The 16,983-nt window shown below is 59.5% G+C and carries 19 protein-coding genes and 2 tRNA genes; 10 read left to right on the plus strand and 11 right to left on the minus strand.

Annotated features, from left to right (window positions below; genetic code table 11):
* Positions 1-10 precede the first annotated feature (10 nt).
* The 3 genes from ALTERO38_RS09655 to ALTERO38_RS09665 are packed head-to-tail and all read left to right on the plus strand — an operon-like array spanning position 11 to position 3,908.
* The gene (locus ALTERO38_RS09655; RefSeq protein ID WP_159968255.1) at positions 11-1,759 is read left to right on the plus strand and encodes a bifunctional protein tyrosine phosphatase family protein/NAD(P)/FAD-dependent oxidoreductase; all 1,749 of its coding nucleotides are present in this window, start codon (positions 11-13) and stop codon (positions 1,757-1,759) included.
* On the plus strand, positions 1,756-3,531 hold the full coding sequence (locus ALTERO38_RS09660; protein WP_159968256.1) for a SulP family inorganic anion transporter: 1,776 nt from the start codon (positions 1,756-1,758) through the stop codon (positions 3,529-3,531). The genes ALTERO38_RS09655 and ALTERO38_RS09660 overlap by 4 nt, the downstream gene beginning before the upstream one ends.
* Complete coding sequence (locus tag ALTERO38_RS09665; RefSeq protein ID WP_159968257.1) at positions 3,528-3,908, plus strand: rhodanese-like domain-containing protein; 381 nt, start codon at positions 3,528-3,530, stop codon at positions 3,906-3,908. Before ALTERO38_RS09660 ends, ALTERO38_RS09665 begins: the two co-directional genes overlap by 4 nt.
* Before the next feature lie 85 nt (positions 3,909-3,993).
* Here ALTERO38_RS09665 and ALTERO38_RS09670 read toward each other — a convergent pair whose 3' ends face one another.
* The 3 genes from ALTERO38_RS09670 to ALTERO38_RS09680 are packed head-to-tail and all read right to left on the minus strand — an operon-like array spanning position 3,994 to position 5,064.
* Positions 3,994-4,194 carry a DUF2892 domain-containing protein gene (locus ALTERO38_RS09670; protein ID WP_159968258.1) on the minus strand — a complete coding sequence of 67 codons (201 nt, stop codon included), beginning with the start codon at positions 4,192-4,194 and terminating at the stop codon, positions 3,994-3,996.
* A 13-nt stretch (positions 4,195-4,207) separates the two neighbouring features.
* Positions 4,208-4,627, minus strand: a complete 420-nt coding sequence (locus ALTERO38_RS09675; RefSeq protein ID WP_102836104.1) for a YeeE/YedE family protein — start codon at positions 4,625-4,627, stop codon at positions 4,208-4,210.
* 2 nt (positions 4,628-4,629) lie between these two features.
* Positions 4,630-5,064 carry a YeeE/YedE family protein gene (locus tag ALTERO38_RS09680; protein WP_159968259.1) on the minus strand — a complete coding sequence of 145 codons (435 nt, stop codon included), beginning with the start codon at positions 5,062-5,064 and terminating at the stop codon, positions 4,630-4,632.
* 316 nt (positions 5,065-5,380) lie between these two features.
* Between ALTERO38_RS09680 and ALTERO38_RS09685 the strand changes: the two genes are divergently transcribed.
* The gene (locus ALTERO38_RS09685) at positions 5,381-5,671 is read left to right on the plus strand and encodes a metal-sensing transcriptional repressor (RefSeq protein WP_102836102.1); all 291 of its coding nucleotides are present in this window, start codon (positions 5,381-5,383) and stop codon (positions 5,669-5,671) included.
* A 199-nt stretch (positions 5,672-5,870) separates the two neighbouring features.
* On the opposite strand, the gene ALTERO38_RS09690 is transcribed toward ALTERO38_RS09685, so the two are convergent.
* Together ALTERO38_RS09690 and ALTERO38_RS09695 are read right to left on the minus strand one after the other, a co-directional pair.
* Positions 5,871-5,946, minus strand: a tRNA-Gly gene (locus ALTERO38_RS09690).
* 16 nt (positions 5,947-5,962) lie between these two features.
* A tRNA-Glu gene (locus tag ALTERO38_RS09695) sits at positions 5,963-6,038 on the minus strand.
* Between the two features lie 214 nt (positions 6,039-6,252).
* Between ALTERO38_RS09695 and ALTERO38_RS09700 the strand changes: the two genes are divergently transcribed.
* Positions 6,253-7,020 (plus strand): hypothetical protein, encoded by a 768-nt coding sequence (locus ALTERO38_RS09700; RefSeq protein WP_178114580.1) that lies wholly within the window; start codon positions 6,253-6,255, stop codon positions 7,018-7,020.
* Positions 7,021-7,115: 95 nt separating this feature from the next.
* Positions 7,116-7,799 carry a glutathione S-transferase family protein gene (locus tag ALTERO38_RS09705; RefSeq protein WP_159968260.1) on the plus strand — a complete coding sequence of 228 codons (684 nt, stop codon included), beginning with the start codon at positions 7,116-7,118 and terminating at the stop codon, positions 7,797-7,799.
* 221 nt (positions 7,800-8,020) lie between these two features.
* On the opposite strand, the gene ALTERO38_RS09710 is transcribed toward ALTERO38_RS09705, so the two are convergent.
* Genes ALTERO38_RS09710 through msrB form a run of 3 tightly spaced genes read right to left on the minus strand, consistent with a single transcriptional unit; the run spans position 8,021 to position 9,873 of the window.
* Positions 8,021-8,899 carry an ATP-binding protein gene (locus tag ALTERO38_RS09710; RefSeq protein ID WP_159968261.1) on the minus strand — a complete coding sequence of 293 codons (879 nt, stop codon included), beginning with the start codon at positions 8,897-8,899 and terminating at the stop codon, positions 8,021-8,023.
* Positions 8,900-8,958: 59 nt separating this feature from the next.
* Positions 8,959-9,441: a glutathione peroxidase gene (locus tag ALTERO38_RS09715; RefSeq protein WP_159968262.1), complete on the minus strand. Its 483-nt coding sequence runs from the start codon at positions 9,439-9,441 to the stop codon at positions 8,959-8,961.
* A gap of 33 nt (positions 9,442-9,474) precedes the next feature.
* A complete protein-coding gene (msrB, locus tag ALTERO38_RS09720) occupies positions 9,475-9,873 on the minus strand; it encodes a peptide-methionine (R)-S-oxide reductase MsrB (RefSeq protein ID WP_159968263.1) in 399 nt (132 codons plus the stop codon).
* A gap of 190 nt (positions 9,874-10,063) precedes the next feature.
* Here msrB and ALTERO38_RS09725 point away from each other — a divergent pair, with 190 nt between their 5' ends.
* From ALTERO38_RS09725 to ALTERO38_RS09740, 4 genes are all read left to right on the plus strand, one after another.
* Positions 10,064-11,275, plus strand: a complete 1,212-nt coding sequence (locus ALTERO38_RS09725) for a pyridoxal phosphate-dependent aminotransferase (RefSeq protein ID WP_148926313.1) — start codon at positions 10,064-10,066, stop codon at positions 11,273-11,275.
* Between the two features lie 6 nt (positions 11,276-11,281).
* A complete protein-coding gene (locus ALTERO38_RS09730) occupies positions 11,282-11,725 on the plus strand; it encodes a hypothetical protein (protein WP_159968264.1) in 444 nt (147 codons plus the stop codon).
* Positions 11,726-11,839: 114 nt separating this feature from the next.
* Positions 11,840-12,712: a protease HtpX gene (gene htpX, locus ALTERO38_RS09735; RefSeq protein ID WP_102836095.1), complete on the plus strand. Its 873-nt coding sequence runs from the start codon at positions 11,840-11,842 to the stop codon at positions 12,710-12,712.
* 116 nt (positions 12,713-12,828) lie between these two features.
* Entirely contained in the window at positions 12,829-13,473 is a 645-nt protein-coding gene (locus ALTERO38_RS09740; RefSeq protein WP_148926315.1) for a DUF2959 domain-containing protein, read from the plus strand.
* A gap of 106 nt (positions 13,474-13,579) precedes the next feature.
* Here ALTERO38_RS09740 and ALTERO38_RS09745 read toward each other — a convergent pair whose 3' ends face one another.
* From ALTERO38_RS09745 to ALTERO38_RS09755, 3 genes are all read right to left on the minus strand, one after another.
* Positions 13,580-14,242: a thiopurine S-methyltransferase gene (locus ALTERO38_RS09745; protein WP_159968265.1), complete on the minus strand. Its 663-nt coding sequence runs from the start codon at positions 14,240-14,242 to the stop codon at positions 13,580-13,582.
* 67 nt (positions 14,243-14,309) lie between these two features.
* A complete protein-coding gene (locus ALTERO38_RS09750) occupies positions 14,310-15,707 on the minus strand; it encodes a sigma-54 dependent transcriptional regulator (RefSeq protein ID WP_159968266.1) in 1,398 nt (465 codons plus the stop codon).
* Between the two features lie 5 nt (positions 15,708-15,712).
* A complete protein-coding gene (locus ALTERO38_RS09755; RefSeq protein ID WP_372239366.1) occupies positions 15,713-16,915 on the minus strand; it encodes a PAS domain-containing sensor histidine kinase in 1,203 nt (400 codons plus the stop codon).
* Positions 16,916-16,983 lie beyond the last annotated feature (68 nt).

Here is a 16,983-nt window from a genome sequence, read left to right on the forward strand (position 1 = left end):
AGGACGTCATATGCAAACCTTAAAACGCCTGACACCCTTCATCTCGGTGGCCGGCCAGCTGGATCCGGCCGATATGGCCTTGCTGGCGGGAAGCGACTTTCGCTGCGTCATCAACAACCGCCCGGACAACGAGGGCGAAGGCCAGCCTTCCAGTGATGCTATACGCGTCGCGGCTGAGGAATCGGGGCTCGAATACCATCACCTTCCGGTAGTGTCGGGGCAGATCAGCGAGAGCGATGTCGCCGCCTTTCGCGCGCTTCTGGAGCAGATCAAAGGTCCCGTGCTGGCGTTCTGCCGGACCGGCACCCGTTCAGCATCGCTCTGGGCGTTGGCCGAGGCTCATCATCTGGACCCACACGAGCTCATCCAAACGGCTCGACAGGCCGATTACGATTTGACCGCCCTGCGACCGCGCCTGGACCAGTACTGGCAATCTTCAGCGGAGGGTCCGCTGAGCCCTGCACCCACGTTCGCCGCCACGCCACGTTATGACGTGCTGGTTGTCGGCGGCGGCGCGGCTGGCTGCGCCGTGACGGCCAGTTTGCTAAAGCGCGACCCGGATCTGCGCATCGCAATCATCGAGCCACGCGAACAGCATTACTATCAGCCAGGCTGGACGCTGGTCGGTGCCGGGGTGTTTGATCGCGCTAACACCGAGCGGCCCATGAGCCGTTGTATCCCGACAAAGGCGCAGTGGATTCGCGCAGCTGTGGAGGCCTTCGATCCGGAGCATCAACAGGTGGTGCTTGAAGACGGCAGCCGCATCGGTTACCGCTCGCTGGTGGTCTGTCCGGGCCTGAGCCTCGATTGGGACGCCATCGAAGGCGTGCGCGACAGCCTCGGGAAATATGGCGTGACATCCAATTACGCCTTCGAGCTGGCACCTTATACATGGCAGCTGGTACAGCACCTGCGCCACGGCAAAGCCCTGTTCACCCAACCACCCATGCCCATTAAGTGTGCCGGCGCGCCGCAGAAGGCCATGTACCTTTCCTGCGACCACTGGCTCAAGAAAGGCGCACTGAAGGACATACAAGTGGACTTCTGCTCAGCTGGAGCGGTGCTGTTCGGCGTCGCCGAGTTCGTTCCCGGCCTGATGCGCTACGTTGAACGTTACGGCGCTACGCTCAACTTCAATAACAACCTGATCGCAGTCGATGGTCCGGCGCAAAAAGCCTGGTTCAAAGTGTCCGACGGAACCGGCCAGAGCAGCACGGTCGAACGTGAATTCGACCTGCTGCACGTCGTACCGCCCCAGCATGCACCGGATTTCATTCGCCAGAGCGCACTGAGTAACGCTGACGGCTGGTTCGAAGCCGAGCATGAAACTCTCCGCCACCCCCGCTTCGGCAATATTTTCAGTCTCGGTGATGTTTGCTCTGCACCAAACGCGAAGACTGCTGCAGCGGTGCGCAAGCAAGCACCGGTGGTAGCGGAGAACGTATTAAGCGTGCTCAGCGGTAAGGGACCGCAGGCCATCTATGACGGCTATGGTTCCTGCCCCTTAACTGTCGAATTCGGCAAAGTGATCCTCGCTGAGTTTGGATACGGCGGCAAACTGTTGCCGACTTTCCCGCTCGACCCCAGAGTGCCTCGGCGCCTGGCCTGGAAGCTGAAAACCCGGTGGATGCCCTCGATCTACTTCGACATGATGCTCAAGGGCCATGAATGGCTGGCCGAACCGAAACATCTGGACTTCGAGCCGCGGCCGGCCGAGGCGCTCAACGCCTGTGATTTTACTCAGGAGAAGAAGGGATGATGCAGCGGCTCGCCCGCCACCTACCGTGCCTGGAATGGGGGAAACAGTACAACAAGGCTGCTGCGGCCAAGGACAGTCTGGCCGCTGTGATCGTAACGCTAATGCTGATCCCGCAGAGCCTGGCCTACGCGATGCTTGCCGGCCTGCCACCGGTAGCGGGCCTTTACGCCAGTATCCTACCGTTGCTCGCTTACACGCTTTTCGGCACCAGCCGCACTTTGGCGGTCGGCCCCGTCGCTGTGGTATCGCTGATGACGGCTGCCGCCCTCGGCCCTTTGTTCGCTTCCGGCAGCGCCGCGTATGCAGGCGCTGCACTGCTGCTGGCAATGATGTCCGGCGCGATCCTGCTGGCCATGGCGGTTCTGCGGCTGGGTTTCCTGGCCAATTTCCTCAGTCATCCGGTGATTTCAGGGTTCATCAGCGCCTCGGGCATTCTTATCGCAATCGGTCAACTGAAGCACATCCTTGGTATCTCAGTCACCGGTGACAACGCTGCTCAGCTGCTGCGGGGGTTGATCCAAGGCTTGCCAGAAACGCACCTGCCCACACTCGCCATCGGAACCACCAGCCTGGTTTTCCTGTTTCTGGTGCGCAGCCGCCTTGGCCGCTGGCTGCAAGGGCTGGGCATGGCGCCCCGCACAGCCGGCACGCTCACTAAAGTCGGCCCGGTCGTGGCCCTGCTCCTGGCAATAGCGGCGGTCAGCGGCTTTCAGCTCGCCGCTGCAGGCGTGCGAGTGGTTGGCGAAGTGCCCAAGGGCCTTCCTTCTTTGAGTCTGCCCCCACTAGACCTCGCGCTGATCATTCAACTCCTGCCTGCGGCAGTTCTGATCAGCCTGGTGGGCTTCGTCGAGTCAGTTTCGGTAGCGCAGACCTTGGCGGCCAAACGTCGCGAACGCATCGAACCGAATCAGGAGCTGGTCGCCCTGGGCGGCGCCAATATCGCCGCTGCCCTGAGTGGAGGTTTCCCGGTCACCGGCGGTTTCGCCCGCTCGGTGGTCAACTTCGATGCTGGCGCCCAGACGCCGCTGGCTGGCGCACTCACAGCTGCCGGCATAGGCCTGACGGTATTGTTCTTTACACCGCTGTTTCACAACCTGCCACACGCTGTGTTGGCCGCGACCATCATCGTCGCGGTACTCAGCCTGGTCGACCTTACCGCGCTCACGCGCACCTGGCGTTATTCCCGCCAGGACGCCGCCGCCATGGCCGCCACCATGCTCGGCGTGCTGCTGATCGGCGTCGAGACCGGCATCATCATGGGGGTGGGGTTATCGCTGTTGCTGTTTCTCTGGAGAACCAGCCAACCGCATATTGCGGTGGTAGGACAGCTACCTGGCAGCGAGCACTTTCGCAACATCGAGCGTTTCGCCGTGGTACAGAGCCCCAGGGTGCTTTCGGTGCGCGTCGATGAAAGCCTCTATTTTCCCAACGCACGCTTTCTCGAAGACCGCATTGCCGAACTGTTGGGCCAATACCCGCACGCCGAGCATCTGGTGCTGATGTGCCCTGGAGTCAATCTGATAGATGCCAGCGCACTGGAAAGTCTCGAAGCCATCTCCGCTCGTCTTCACACGGCGGGCGTTCAGCTTCACCTCTCCGAAGTGAAGGGGCCGGTGATGGACCGGCTACGCCGCACCGATTTCCTCGAACATTTCGGCGGACAAGTGTTCATCAGCCAGTACGAAGCGCTGCTCGCGCTGGATTCGCAGACCACTCGACACGCACTTGAACGCCAGCGTTGCAACGGAACCAGCATGGGAGACTGCAAATGAAAAACGCACATGACCTCGTCGAACAGGCCCGAACCCGCATCCAGGAAATACCACTTGGCGATGCCGAAGCGGCAATCCAGGCCGCGGATGTCGTGATCGATGTACGCGAAGCCGATGAGTTTCACGAAGGCCATATACAGGGTGCCACGAACATTCCGCGCGGCCTTTTGGAGTTCAAGCTAAGCGGTACGCCCGAGCTAGGCGCACGGGATATGAACATCGTGCTCTACTGCAAGACCAGTGGGCGCGCAGCGCTGTCAGCTGCATCGCTACAGGACATGGGCTATCTGCACGTTAAATCGATCGCCGGCGGTTTCGATGCCTGGACCGAAGCCGGCAAGCCGGTAGCAAAACCGAGCCTGCCGAGCTTTGAGTAACCACGCAAGATCAGCATATCCATAATGCGGAAAACCGACGTCGCCGTCGGTCTTCTGCCGGGTGGTCCCGCCTCTGTTTCCCAGATCAGGGCTTGGGACTGCATGCCTTGCACGTCTTGATGCCGAGCAGCGTATAAGCCGGGCAGAAGCGGAAAAGGCCGGTGGCGAGCGGTACCAGCCCGATCCATCCCCACACGCCAATTACCCCGGCCAGTGACAGGCCGATGAGTGTGAGGCCGATGACGATCCGCAGTGTGCGGTCGATGGTTCCAACGTTGGTTTTCATAATGACCTCCCGGTCAGCAAACGCGCCGGCGTTCCAGCGCGGAGAACAGCAGCATCCCGCCAAGCATGGCAAGGACAAACAAGAGCACCTGCCAGTGTCCACTGAGCAACACGGCTATCGCCGGGCCCGGACAAATACCGGCAATGCCCCAGCCAATACCGAATAGCAGACTGCCGCCAATCAGGCGCCGGTCGACCTCGCGTTTGCTGGGCAATTGCATCGGGGCATTGAGCAATGAGCGCCGGCGCGCCTTGGCCAAACTGAAAGGCACCAGCGCGGTACCGATCGCACCAGCCATGACCAACGCCAGCGATGGATCCCAGGCACCGAACAGATCGAGGAACCCGATGACCTTGGCAGGGTTGGCCATACCCGAAAGCAACAACCCCAGTCCGAACAACAGGCCGGCGGCAAACGAACTCAGCTTGCGCATATTCAGGCCCCAAGGAGATGACGAAGGACAAAGACTGTGGCGAAACCGGCAGCCATGAATGTCAGCGTCGCCACGATCGAGCGAGGTGAAAGCCGGGAAATGCCGCACACTCCGTGGCCACTTGTGCAACCGGCGCCGTAGCGCGTGCCGACACCAACCAACAATCCGGCCGCCAGTAGTCCAAGCCAACCCGACTGAAATTCCAGGGCCGGCAAATCGGTAAACGAGACCCACAACAATGGCGCCAGCAATACGCCAAGAATGAACACCAACTTCTCCCCTCGCCCTTCGGCATCGCGCTCCAGCAAGCTGGCAAGCAAACCGCTAATGCCAGCGATACGGCCATTGAGGAGTGCGAACAGCCCAGCCGCGGCACCAATCAGCACGCCGCCCGCCAAAGAGGTCCAAGGAGTGAAGTTGCCCCAATCGATCGTCATAGCTAGTTCCGAAACAAGTGACAGTGAGACGTAATCTCGACCACCCCGCCGAAACCGGCTCTTCGACGGGGCTGTTCGCTCTAACGCCGAAGAATGCCGGCAACAGCTCTAAGGGCAGGCGAGATCCGCCGGCGCCGATGGCTATAGTTAATCTCATTACAATATATTTATCAATATATTGTAAGAGTTGATGGATCGAAAGAAGTTGGCCGTATGCAGTGGCATCGCTAGCATGCAGCGATGGGTATGCCAGCCTGACAAATGCTGGTGACCGAGCTTGTCAGCAGACGCCCTTTCCGTGACGCCAGGTATCAGCATGAATGACCAGATAACCCCCGCCGAAGCCCTACAGCTACAGGAACAACAGCAGGCCATGTTGAAACGGCTCGCAAGGGTGGAGGGACAGGTACGAGGCATCCAGGCAATGATCAAGCGTGGCGAGGATTGCGAAGCGATAGCACAGCAGTTTTCTGCCGCTCGCAGCGCACTGGATAAAGCCTATCGGCTGATGCTGACTTGCCTGATCGAAGAGGCCATGCACGATCAGACTCAGGACACTGGCGAGACGCTGGCGCGCGTGCGCAGCATTTTTACCAAGTACACCTGACAGTAAGGTGCTCACAGGCCGGGCCTGTGTATGGCGCATTGTCTCGAGCGCCAGGAGGCGTCAGTAGGCGAACCCCTGACAATCCAGATTTCTTCAGAGGCTATGGACAATCGGCTGATTGATTGGCAGAAACGAAAAAAGCGACCCTAAGGTCGCTTTTTCGCGCTTCGATATCTTCTAAGAAGACTCGAAGCAAATTTGGAGCGGGAAACGAGACTCGAACTCGCGACCCCGACCTTGGCAAGGTCGTGCTCTACCAACTGAGCTATTCCCGCGTATCTACAACAAAAATGGCGTCCCCTAGGGGACTCGAACCCCTGTTACCGCCGTGAAAGGGCGGTGTCCTAGGCCACTAGACGAAGGGGACGCTGCCCGGAAGCTACTGCTTTTATCCGGCTTCCAACGTTTCGCTTTAGAGCTTCACGCTGCAAGTGGCGCGCATTCTATGGACGTCTAACAAGGTCGTCAAGCACCATCTGCAAATATTTTATGAACCTAACGTCTAGCCAGCGTTGAGCTATCAGCTTGCCATCCAACGCTCTACACTCGGAAAAAATCGCTCGGTCAGAGAGGTGCGTTTCGTGTCCCCAGTTCTGATTACTGGATTGGTCATCGCCGGCCTGTTCATCCTGATTGCAATCGGCGTCATCAATCAGATCGTTGAAAAGAACAGTCTGGAAAAGGCGCGCATACGCGCCGAGCTCAGCGACCGTATGCGCCGCTGTGCCAATCTCTCCGCGAGCATCCCAGGCCAGATGATGACGCCGGAGCTCAAGCTGTTGCTGACACGCCTGGAGCTGGGTCTGGCCGAACAACTTCTTCCCCTAGACAAGAAGAACGCCACGCTCGAACCTCGGGTAGCCTCTCTGCGTAGCGCTGTTGCCAAGGGTGAAGATATACCTGTGGAAAACGCGCCAGTCAGGATCACCACCGAAGCCCAAGCGAAGGAGATTCGCTTGCTGATGGAAGACCTGCATACCCAGATCGTTTGGGCTGCCAAGCAGAACCAGCTGGAAACGGCTGCCGCCAAGCGCTGGATTCAACAGATCCAGCGGATGATGGTGATCTTGCATGTCGAATACTTCAGCAATGTTGGCCAGCAGGCGCTTCAACAGGGCAGCGCGCACAAGGCACGCCTGGCATTCGAGCGCGGCATCCAGCACATCCGCAAGCAGCCCAACCCGGCCGAGTATCAAGCCCAACTGAGCAAGCTCGAAGCAAGCTACAGCCACGCCAACAAGCTCGAGCAGACGCAACAACAGCCGAAGCTTGACGAACCAAGCGAGCTGGCCGAAGGTTTGAAGAGCCTTGAAAGCGAAGACGACTGGAAGAAAAACAACATCTACTAGGCACTGACCGGACAAAAAGAGACGGCGCCATCGCGCCATGCACTTGATCCTCTCACGTCTGGCGGTTGCCTCCCTGCCTTGGTGGAGAACTCGCTATGCCCATAACCGTATTCGGTGCCCCCCTATCGCCCTTCGTTCGCAAAGTACGCCTTTGCTTACAGGAAAAAGGATTGGATTATGGGCTCGAATTCGTCATGCCGTTCACCCCACCGGAATGGTATCTGCAGCTCAACCCACTCGGCCGCATTCCTGCCATGAAGGATGGGGAGCTCTGTCTTGCTGACTCCAGCGTGATCTGTCAGTACCTCGATGAGGCCTACGAACAAACCCTGCGGCTGTACGGCGACAACCCGGCCGGTCGGGCACAAATACGCTGGCTGGAAAAATACGCCGATTACGAACTCGCACCGCTGACGACGTTCGGGGTTTTCCGCAACCGCGTGCTGAAGCCCAGTTCGGGCAAGCCCTGTAACGAGGAAACCGTGCAGGCCGCCTTGAACGAGAAGCTGCCACCGCACTTCGACTACCTCGAACGGCGGCTGGGGGAGAACGTCTTTTTCACTGGCGAGCAACTCTCGATGGCGGACATTGCCGTCGCATGCCAGCTGATCAACATGGAACACGGCGGCGAAGTAGTAGACGCGGGTCGTTGGCCAGCGCTTGCCGCGCACTACTCACGAATGAAGGCGCGCGCGTCTGTTGAGAACGTGTTGCCCGGTGAGCAACGCATGGCCGCAAAGCTCATCGACATGGGGAAAACGCCAACACCCGCAAACTGAGGCTGATCTGCGCCGCCTGGTTGCCACTAAAGTGGCTACCACTGGGCGGCCCTTCAGCAAAGCCGCCCATTCCAGGGCAAAAATCAACAAGCCTTGCCTCGTGGCCATCTGATACATCAGTTGTGCAATAGCTATGGAGGCGCATCTCCAGGCAGGTCGTCTAGGCTGAGCTCATCAGATCGGGCCGCGTTCACAACGAATGCGACAAGGCTTGCCAATCCTCAGAGCAAGCGAACACCCACCCATTGCCGAGCAAACTGGTAAGCGCAGCGACCGTTGCGATTGCCACGCGCCGTGGCCCATCGCACAGCCTCCTTCTCGAGCTCATCATCCCAACGCCAGCTCAGCCCCGCCTGCGTAGCCAGCGAACCGATCCAATGTCGCACCACGTTCAGGTAATGCTCCTGGCTGAACGGGTAGAACGACAGCCAAAGTCCAAAGCGATCTGACAGCGCAATCTTGTCCTCGACCGCCTCGTTCGGATGCAGCTCCCCATCAACCATCTGCCAATTTTCGTTGTCGCTCTGACGCTCTGGCACGAGGTGTCGGCGATTCGAAGTGGCATACAGCAGAACGTTGTCGGGCGCGCGCTCCAGCGAGCCGTCCAGCACGCTTTTCAAGACCCGATAGTCACCCTCACCCGCCTCGAACGAAAGGTCATCGCAGAACACCACAAAATGCTGCGGCTTCCCGGCAAGCTGATCGACCAGCTTGGGCAGATCAGCCAGATGGTCGCGCTCGATTTCTATCAGGCGCAGGCCTTGTGGTGCATGTTCAGCCAGCAACGCTCGGATCAATGAAGATTTGCCCGTACCACGGGCGCCCCACAGCAGGACATGGTTTGCCGGCAAGCCGCTCACGAACTGGCGGGTGTTGCGCGATAACAGCTCGCGCTGTCGATCGATTCCGATCAGGTCGTTCAGCTTCATGTCGAGCGAAACGTTCAGCGCCTGCAGGTAGCCACCCGCCCCCTCACGGTGCCAGCGGGCGGCCAAGCTTGTTGCCCAATCCATCGGTGCCCGCTGCGCAGGCAGCAAGGGCTCCAATCGCGTGATCAGCGCATCGGCGCGCTGCAAAAAAGCCTTCAGCTCGGCATCCATTCAACGACTCCAGAACAATCGCGCCAGCTACCTGCAAGCGCTGTAGCAAGAATTACAGATTACAGGCGAGCTTCGATATGCGCTGCCAGCGCGTCCGGAGAGGTGCGCGAAGAAAAACGCTCGATCGAGCCGCCCTGATCAGTCACCAGGAATTTGGTGAAATTCCACTTGATCGCTCTGCTTCCCAGAAAACCGGGTGCGCGCTTCTTCAATTCGCTAAACAAGGGGTGGGCATCGTTTCCGTTGACCTTGACCTTGGCAAAGAGCGGAAAGCTGACACCAAAATTGCGCTCGCAGAATGCAGCGATCTGCGCCTCGTCCCCCGGCTCCTGATGACCGAACTGATCACAGGGGAACCCGAGGACTACCAGCCCCTGATCTCGATAGCGCTGCCAGAGTGCTTCCAGCCCTTTGTACTGGGGAGTGAAACCGCATTTGCTAGCTGTATTGACCACCAGCAGCACTTTCGCATCGTACTCACCCAGAGAGACCTGCCGCCCATCAAGGGTCATGCAAGGAATATCCAGCATTGGATCATGCATGATCGGACCTCACTGCCACGTTTCGAACCATATTCAGGCCTCGCCCGGCTTGTGGTTCAAAGAGGCAGAATTGATGCAGTAGCGCAGCCCGGTCGGTGCCGGACCATCCGGGAACACATGACCCAGATGGGCATCACAGCGAGCACACTTGACCTCGATGCGGTGCATGCCATGGCTGAAGTCGTCGACGCTGGAAATTGCCGTATCGCTGACCGGCTGAAAGTAGCTCGGCCAGCCGCAGCCAGAGTCAAATTTGGCAGCCGAATCAAACAGCGGCGCATCGCAGCAGACGCAATGATAGATGCCAGGGGTTTTCATATCGTTGTACTGGCCGGTGAATGGGCGCTCGGTGGCACCTAGACGACAGACCTGAAACTGTTCGTCGGAGAGCTCTGCACGCCAGGTTTCCAGCGGTTTCTCTAGCTTGTCCATCGGTACACCTCGTGATCTCAAAAAAGGCGGATCTGTACCTTTTCCGGTAGTCGGGCCGCACGTATGATGCGTTGCTCTTAGACGCCTAGTCTGGCAGCGGGGTTTCAGACTGCCAAGGCGCCCGGGTTCATGCCAAACGTCGCCAGCCATCGAAAGCTGGGCGCGTCTTCACTTCGGGACACTCAGGATCATGCAGGTCAGCAAATCGAACAAGCTCGCCAATGTCTGCTACGACATCCGTGGGCCAGTGCTCAAGCACGCCAAACGCCTGGAAGAGGAAGGCCATCGCATCCTCAAGCTGAACATCGGCAACCCGGCACCGTTCGGTTTCGAAGCGCCGGAGGAAATCCTCCAGGACGTGATCCGCAACCTGCCCACCGCGCAGGGCTACAGCGACTCCAAAGGCCTGTTCAGCGCACGCAAGGCGATCATGCAGTACTACCAGCAGAAGCAGGTAGAAGGCATCACCATTGAAGACATCTACCTTGGCAACGGCGTGTCCGAGCTGATCGTGATGTCCATGCAGGCACTGCTCAATAATGGCGATGAAGTACTGATTCCGGCGCCTGACTACCCTCTGTGGACCGCCGCCGTGAGCCTGGCGGGCGGCAAGCCGGTGCATTACCTCTGTGACGAACAGGCCAACTGGTGGCCGGATCTGGCCGACATCAAGGCCAAGATCACGCCGAACACCAAGGCGCTAGTACTGATCAACCCGAACAATCCCACGGGCGCGGTTTACCCGCGCGAAGTGCTGGAAGGCATGGTCGAGCTGGCTCGTCAGCACAGGCTTGTGCTGTTCTCCGACGAGATCTACGACAAGATCCTCTATGACGATGCGGTGCACATCTGCACCGCATCCCTTGCTCCGGACGTGCTGTGCCTCACCTTCAACGGACTTTCGAAGTCCTACCGGGTCGCTGGCTTCCGCTCCGGCTGGGTCGCAATCTCTGGCCCCAAGCACAAAGCGCAGAGCTACATCGAAGGCATCGACATTCTGGCCAACATGCGCCTGTGCGCCAACGTGCCGTCCCAGCACGCCATTCAGACGGCTCTGGGCGGCTACCAGAGCATCAACGACCTGGTGCTGCCACCGGGCCGACTGCTGGAGCAACGCAACCGGACCTGGGAACTGCTCAACGACATTCCCGGCGTCAGCTGCGTCAAACCAATGGGGGCGCTGTATGCGTTCCCGCGAATCGATCCGAAAATCTGCCCGATCCACAACGATGAGAAGTTCGTCCTCGATCTGCTGTTGTCAGAAAAACTGCTGATCGTTCAGGGAACGGCGTTCAACTGGCCATGGCCGGATCACTTCCGGGTGGTCACCCTGCCCCGCGTCGATGACCTCGAGCAAGCAATCGGCCGCATCGGCAACTTCCTCAAGACCTACAGCCAGTAGGATTCGATGGATCTCCAGATCGACGACTTCTACCGGGACGCCGCGGCCGGACTGCTGATTCTTTATCAGGCCTTTCCGCGGAAGGTCGCGCTGTACGTCGAAGACCTCATCGGTCATGAAGAACCCGATGAGTTCGGCCTGCCCAGCAAGCGCCACCAAGGCTGTCTCGGCGCTCTGATATGGCTCGCCGAGGAAGGCTATCTGCGCTTCGAGAGCACCATTCATTTCCAGGCACTGGACCAGGCGGCGCTCACCGAGAAGGCATTCATGCGACTGACACGCAGTGTTCCCAGCGCCGGCACATGGGATGAATCACTGCCGGCGGGTGTTCGTCGGGTCCGGTCCACCCTGGCGCATCAACTGCGCGAGGCGTTGCGTGAAGGCGACAGCGAGCGGCTGGCACAGCTTACCCGGCAGCTGTTCGATAGCTCGCTGGTTGAGCACCGCTAAGCCCGGCAGCGTGTAGGGCGACATAGCTTGAAATAGTCGCTCGGTTGAATCGCATCGGCCCGCCCCTTATATAGCCTATCGTTCTTTACTGTTCCCCTTGGAGTCTGCCGCAACATGATGCGCATTTTCTTGTTCCTGGCCACCAACCTGGCTGTACTGGTGGTTGCCAGCGTCACCCTCAAGCTGCTCGGGGTCGACCGCTACACCGGTCAGAACTATGGCAGCCTGCTGGCTTTCTGCGCCGTGTTTGGTTTCGCTGGCGCGCTGATTTCGCTGTTCATCTCCAAATGGATGGCGAAAATGAGTACCCGTACCGAGATCATCAGCCAACCGCGTACGCGCCATGAGCAGTGGTTGCTGCAAACCGTCGAGCAGCTTGCCCGTGAAGCCGGAATCAAGATGCCTGAAGTGGGCATCTTCCCCGCCTACGAAGCCAACGCCTTTGCCACCGGCTGGAATAAGAACGATGCGCTGGTAGCGGTCAGCCAAGGCCTGCTCGAGCGTTTTTCCCCGGACGAAGTCAGGGCTGTACTGGCTCACGAGATCGGCCATGTCTCCAACGGCGACATGGTCACGCTGGCCCTGATCCAGGGCGTGGTGAACACCTTTGTCATGTTCTTCGCACGCATCTTCGGCAGCTTCGTTGACCGGGTGATCCTGAAGAACGAAGACGGTCATGGCATCGGCTATTTCGTTGCAACGATCTTCGCCGAGCTGGTCCTTGGCATTCTTGCCAGCATCGTCGTCATGTGGTTCTCGCGTAAACGTGAGTTCCGTGCTGACGAGGCTGGCGCACAGCTGGCCGGCACCAGCGCCATGATCGGCGCCCTGCAGCGTCTGCGCGCGGAACAGGGCGTCCCAGTCGACATGCCTGACAGCCTCAAGGCATTCAGCATCAACGGCGCCCTGCGCAACGGCTTCGCCGGCCTGCTGATGACCCACCCGTCGCTGGAAGACCGCATCGAAGCCCTGCGCCAGCGCGGCTGAGCGAGCGAGCCAGAACAAGGGCGGCAATAGCCGCCCTTTTTTTCATCCAGAATTTGCACGTAGTGGCTGTATGCCTGTCGAAGCAAGCGCCTTCTTTGAATAGGGATATGCCTAATATGCGACGCTTTCTTTTACTCGGCTTCGCCCTGCTCACCTTGGCCGGCTGCCAGAGCGCCTACTACTCGGCCATGGAAAAAGTCGGATTGCATAAGCGAGACATTCTGGTTGACCGCGTCGAGGATGCCCGCGACTCCCAGCAGGACGCCAAGGAGCAATTCAAGGACGCCCTGGAGCGCTACCGCAGCGTAGTGCAGGTCGATGGCGGCGAACTTGAGGAGCGCTACGAAGCTCTGAACAGTGAATTCGAGGCCAGCGAGAACAGCGCTCGTGAAGTACGGGACCGGATCAATGCCGTCGAAGATGTCGCCGAGGCGCTCTTCAAGGAATGGAAACAGGAGCTCGACGAGTACAGCAACGCGAGCCTGAGGGCGACCAGTCAGCGAAACCTGGAGCGCACTCAGAAAGACTATCGTGTCCTGTTGCAACGGATGAAAGCAGCGGAAAAACGCATCGACCCGGTGCTTGATGTGTTACGCGACCAGGTGTTGTTTCTTAAGCACAACCTCAATGCCCGCGCCATTGGCGCCCTCAAGGGCGAATACCGCATGCTTGAGGGGAATGTGGATCAGCTCCTGGCGGAGATGCAGCGGGCCATAGACGAAGCCGACGTCTTTATTCGTCAACTCCAGCGCAATCAATGACCACGCTACCCAGCAGGGCCGCCGGCAAGCGCATCGCGTAAGCCTGCAACGGGCGCGCGGCTGAGCGCCCGCTGGGTTCCTGGCTAGACGACACGGCTCCGAGAGGCTAGGAGAGGTCATCGAGTCGATAGCAGCGTTCATCCAGGCGCGTGAGCCCACGCTGGAGGAACTTCCAATTGCTTTCGTTCAATACATCTGCAAGCTCGAGCAATTTGATTTTCCAACGCGTGTTCAAAAGATCTCGAACCTCAGCATCGCCTACCGCGAACGGCGGGCCGGACATCTGCTCCTGCTGGTAATCCAACGTAATCAGCAACCCCTGGCAGCCTGGAGCGAGGATGCTGGCGAGATGGTTGACGTAACGCTGACGCATATCGGAAGGCAATGCGATAAGGGCAGCCCGGTCGTAAAGCGCTCGGCAATCAGCCACATCAGCTGGCGTCATGGCAAAAAAATCGCCACAGCGGATTTCAACGTTACCCGCTCGGTAAACCTTGAACTCTCCCTGAACGCTGACATCTGGAACCAGCCCGTGCTCGACAAAGAAATCCTCGGCTGCGCGCTCGCTCAGCTCTACTCCCAAGACGGCTAAACCCTGATCAGCGAGCCAGGCCATGTCCAGGCTTTTGCCACACAATGGCACCAGGACGCGCGCCCCCTGGGCCAAGTCCAAGCTGGGCCAATGGCGGCGTAAATAAGGGTTGACGTCGTTTAGATGAAAGCCGATTTCGTTACGTGCCCAGCGACGCTGCCAGAACGCTTCATCCATGTTGAGACCCTCTTGAACGATGTTGGTCTAGGAGCTTATCAGAGCCGCCTTCGCCCGAAACACCGCTTCAGCCAGAGCGCAGCGCCGCCTCAGGGTCCATACCGGCGTCGCGCATCTGAGCGAGCTTGTAACGCAGGGTACGTGCACTGATGCCTAGACGGTCAGCCGTCTCCTTGCGGCGCCCGCGCTCGGCACGCAGGGTATCGAGGATGAGCTCGAATTCGCGACGCCGCAGGTCTTCGCCCAACGCCCCGGTGATTTCGGCCGGCACAGGCGCAACGGACGGAGTTAGCACGGTTTCACTCGTGTGGGCTCGCGCCAGTGAAGCGAAACCGGCAGCAGCGGTGAGACAAAGATCGTCCGGCCGGATCATCCCGCCCTGCTTCAGGATCAACGCGCGCTGGATCGCGTTGTCCAGCTCGCGCACATTACCGGGCCAGGTATGCCCGAGCAGACACAGGCGCGCCTCGGATGTCAGTCTTGCCACCGGCTGGCGCATTTTCGCCGCATGATTGGCCAGCAACCGCTCGGCAAGCGGCACGATATCCGCAGGCCGGTGACGTAATGCAGGCCAGGCGAGCGGAAAGACCGAGAGGCGATAGAACAGGTCCTCACGAAAACGCCCGCTGCGAACCTCTTCAGCCAGATCACGATTGGTCGTGGCGACGATACGAATGTCGAGCGGTATCGGCTTGCGTCCGCCAACTCTCTCGACCTCACGCTCCTGCAGCACTCGCAGCAACTTGGCTTGTAATGCCAGCGGCATCTCGGATATCTCGTCGAGCAACAGCGTGCCGTGATCGGCCAGCTCGAACTTGCCTGGCTGCATTGCGATCGCGCCGGTGAAGGCGCCTTTCTCATGACCGAAAAGCGTCGCTTCCAGCATATTGTCTGGAATCGCAGCGCAGTTGATCGCTACAAATGGCTTGCCCGCTCGCGTTGATTGCTGATGAATAAAACGAGCCAACACTTCCTTGCCGGTGCCCGACTCCCCTGAGACGAGCACTGTAGAGTCGCTCTGGGCCACCCGGGCCGCCAATGCCAGCAGTTGCTGACTCGCTGGTTCGACCGCCACAGGACCCTGCATGTCGCTGATGCCAAGCTGGCCGCACGCATGGCGGCCAACCAGGTCGAGCAAAACTTTCGGCTCGAACGGCTTGACCAGGTAGTCCACAGCCCCTTGGCGCATGGCCTCGACGGCGCGCTCGACCGCACCATAAGCTGTCATGAGCAGGATCGGAGTCTGCGGATACTGTTCGCGCACAAGCGCCTGCAAGGCGTGACCGTCCATGCCAGGCATGTTCACATCGCTGACAAGCAAGCTGAAGCTTTCCTGACTCAGCGCGAGCAAAGCGGCCTCAGCGCAATCAACAGCGCAATAGGAATAGCCACCCAGTTCAAGGGTATCGCCTAGCGCTTCGCGCAAAGCGCGGTCGTCTTCAACGAGTAAAACCTTTACGCCCATGGTGCTTACTCCGTAGAAGCCCGCGAAGACGCCTGGAGCAGCGGCAACTGCAAGGTGGCGCAGGTTCCTCTGCCCGGACGGGAGCGCAGCGCAAGCGCGCCTGAATGGGCCCGCGCGACCGAGTTGACGACGGCCAGTCCGAGGCCGGTTCCGGTCGCCCGTGTAGTGAAAAACGGCTCGCCGACCCGGGCCAGGGTCGCGGCATCAATTCCGGCGCCGTTGTCGCTGATGCTGAGGCGCAGCACGGCACCGCGTGAAAAGAGGTGAATCTTCAGCCTGGTATCGCCGGTCGCTGACTGGAGCGCATTTTCGATAAGGTTGAGAAGTGCACCAACCAAGGTGTCGCGATTGCACAACAGAGCGCCGGCGTGGGCGTCGCATTGCCAGCGAACAGCAATGCCTTCCAACTGGGTCTCGGCCGCTACACGAAGTGCTGCAAGCAACTCGGCGGGCGTCAGCCGGTCCTCAAGCGGCAGATCACCGCGGGCGAAAACCAGCATGTCACGAACCTGATGTTCCAGCTCGTTCAGCCGGTCCTTCAGACGACCGGCAAACCGCTGCTGGTGCTCGGCCGACAGACCGCCCTGCTCCAGATGGCTGGCATACAGCAGGGCTGATGATAACGGCGTACGGATTTGATGAGCCAACGAGGCGACCATCCGGCCAATCGCAGACAAACGTTCATGACGCGCCAGCTGCTCCTGTAGCCGTCGCGTCTCCGTCAGATCGGTCAACAGCACCAGCTGCCCAGGCTCAATGTTCAAGGAACGTGTAGCGATGGAAACACGACGCCCGTCCTTCAATGAAATTTCGTGGCCGTCATCGCTGCGCGGCGAGAAACTTCGTGCAATCACCTCACGCCAGAGCGCTCCTTCGAGCGGTGCGCCTAGCAGGTCAAGCGCTACGGGATTGGCTTCGCGGACCCTGCCCTGGCCATCGATGACGATCACACCGCCGGGCAACAGGTCGAGCAGGCTTTGCAGGCGATTCGCTAAGCGCTCCTTCTCATCGAGCTCCTGCAGGCGCTGCGCAGCGCTCTCTGCCAGCTGATCCTGCAACTCGGCTACTCGCGCCTGCAACATACCCTCGGACTCGCCCAACTGGCCGGATATGTCACGGACCAACGCAAGCGACTGTTCGAGCTCATCGCTTGCGTCAGCGGTAACCAGACATTGCCCTGGGAAGGGAGAGTAGATCGCTGAAGCCACGGGCACACGTATCCGTCAAAAGATGGTCGGTAACGTGTGGTTCAGCAAGGATCATGCCGCGACAGCAG

The sequence above is a fragment of the Pseudomonas sp. 9Ag genome, from assembly GCF_902506445.1.
Taxonomy (GTDB): Bacteria; Pseudomonadota; Gammaproteobacteria; order Pseudomonadales; family Pseudomonadaceae; genus Stutzerimonas; species Stutzerimonas stutzeri_AB.

Coding starts and splice junctions, on each gene's coding strand:
- ALTERO38_RS09655 (WP_159968255.1), top strand. CDS start 11: ATGCAAACCTTAAAACGCCTGACACCCTTCATCTCGGTGGCCGGCCAG.
- ALTERO38_RS09660 (WP_159968256.1), top strand. CDS start 1,756: ATGATGCAGCGGCTCGCCCGCCACCTACCGTGCCTGGAATGGGGGAAA.
- ALTERO38_RS09665 (WP_159968257.1), top strand. CDS start 3,528: ATGAAAAACGCACATGACCTCGTCGAACAGGCCCGAACCCGCATCCAG.
- ALTERO38_RS09670 (WP_159968258.1), bottom strand. CDS start 4,194: ATGAAAACCAACGTTGGAACCATCGACCGCACACTGCGGATCGTCATC.
- ALTERO38_RS09675 (WP_102836104.1), bottom strand. CDS start 4,627: ATGCGCAAGCTGAGTTCGTTTGCCGCCGGCCTGTTGTTCGGACTGGGG.
- ALTERO38_RS09680 (WP_159968259.1), bottom strand. CDS start 5,064: ATGACGATCGATTGGGGCAACTTCACTCCTTGGACCTCTTTGGCGGGC.
- ALTERO38_RS09685 (WP_102836102.1), top strand. CDS start 5,381: ATGAATGACCAGATAACCCCCGCCGAAGCCCTACAGCTACAGGAACAA.
- ALTERO38_RS09705 (WP_159968260.1), top strand. CDS start 7,116: ATGCCCATAACCGTATTCGGTGCCCCCCTATCGCCCTTCGTTCGCAAA.
- ALTERO38_RS09710 (WP_159968261.1), bottom strand. CDS start 8,899: ATGGATGCCGAGCTGAAGGCTTTTTTGCAGCGCGCCGATGCGCTGATC.
- ALTERO38_RS09715 (WP_159968262.1), bottom strand. CDS start 9,441: ATGCATGATCCAATGCTGGATATTCCTTGCATGACCCTTGATGGGCGG.
- msrB (WP_159968263.1), bottom strand. CDS start 9,873: ATGGACAAGCTAGAGAAACCGCTGGAAACCTGGCGTGCAGAGCTCTCC.
- ALTERO38_RS09725 (WP_148926313.1), top strand. CDS start 10,064: ATGCAGGTCAGCAAATCGAACAAGCTCGCCAATGTCTGCTACGACATC.
- ALTERO38_RS09730 (WP_159968264.1), top strand. CDS start 11,282: ATGGATCTCCAGATCGACGACTTCTACCGGGACGCCGCGGCCGGACTG.
- htpX (WP_102836095.1), top strand. CDS start 11,840: ATGATGCGCATTTTCTTGTTCCTGGCCACCAACCTGGCTGTACTGGTG.
- ALTERO38_RS09740 (WP_148926315.1), top strand. CDS start 12,829: ATGCGACGCTTTCTTTTACTCGGCTTCGCCCTGCTCACCTTGGCCGGC.
- ALTERO38_RS09745 (WP_159968265.1), bottom strand. CDS start 14,242: ATGGATGAAGCGTTCTGGCAGCGTCGCTGGGCACGTAACGAAATCGGC.
- ALTERO38_RS09750 (WP_159968266.1), bottom strand. CDS start 15,707: ATGGGCGTAAAGGTTTTACTCGTTGAAGACGACCGCGCTTTGCGCGAA.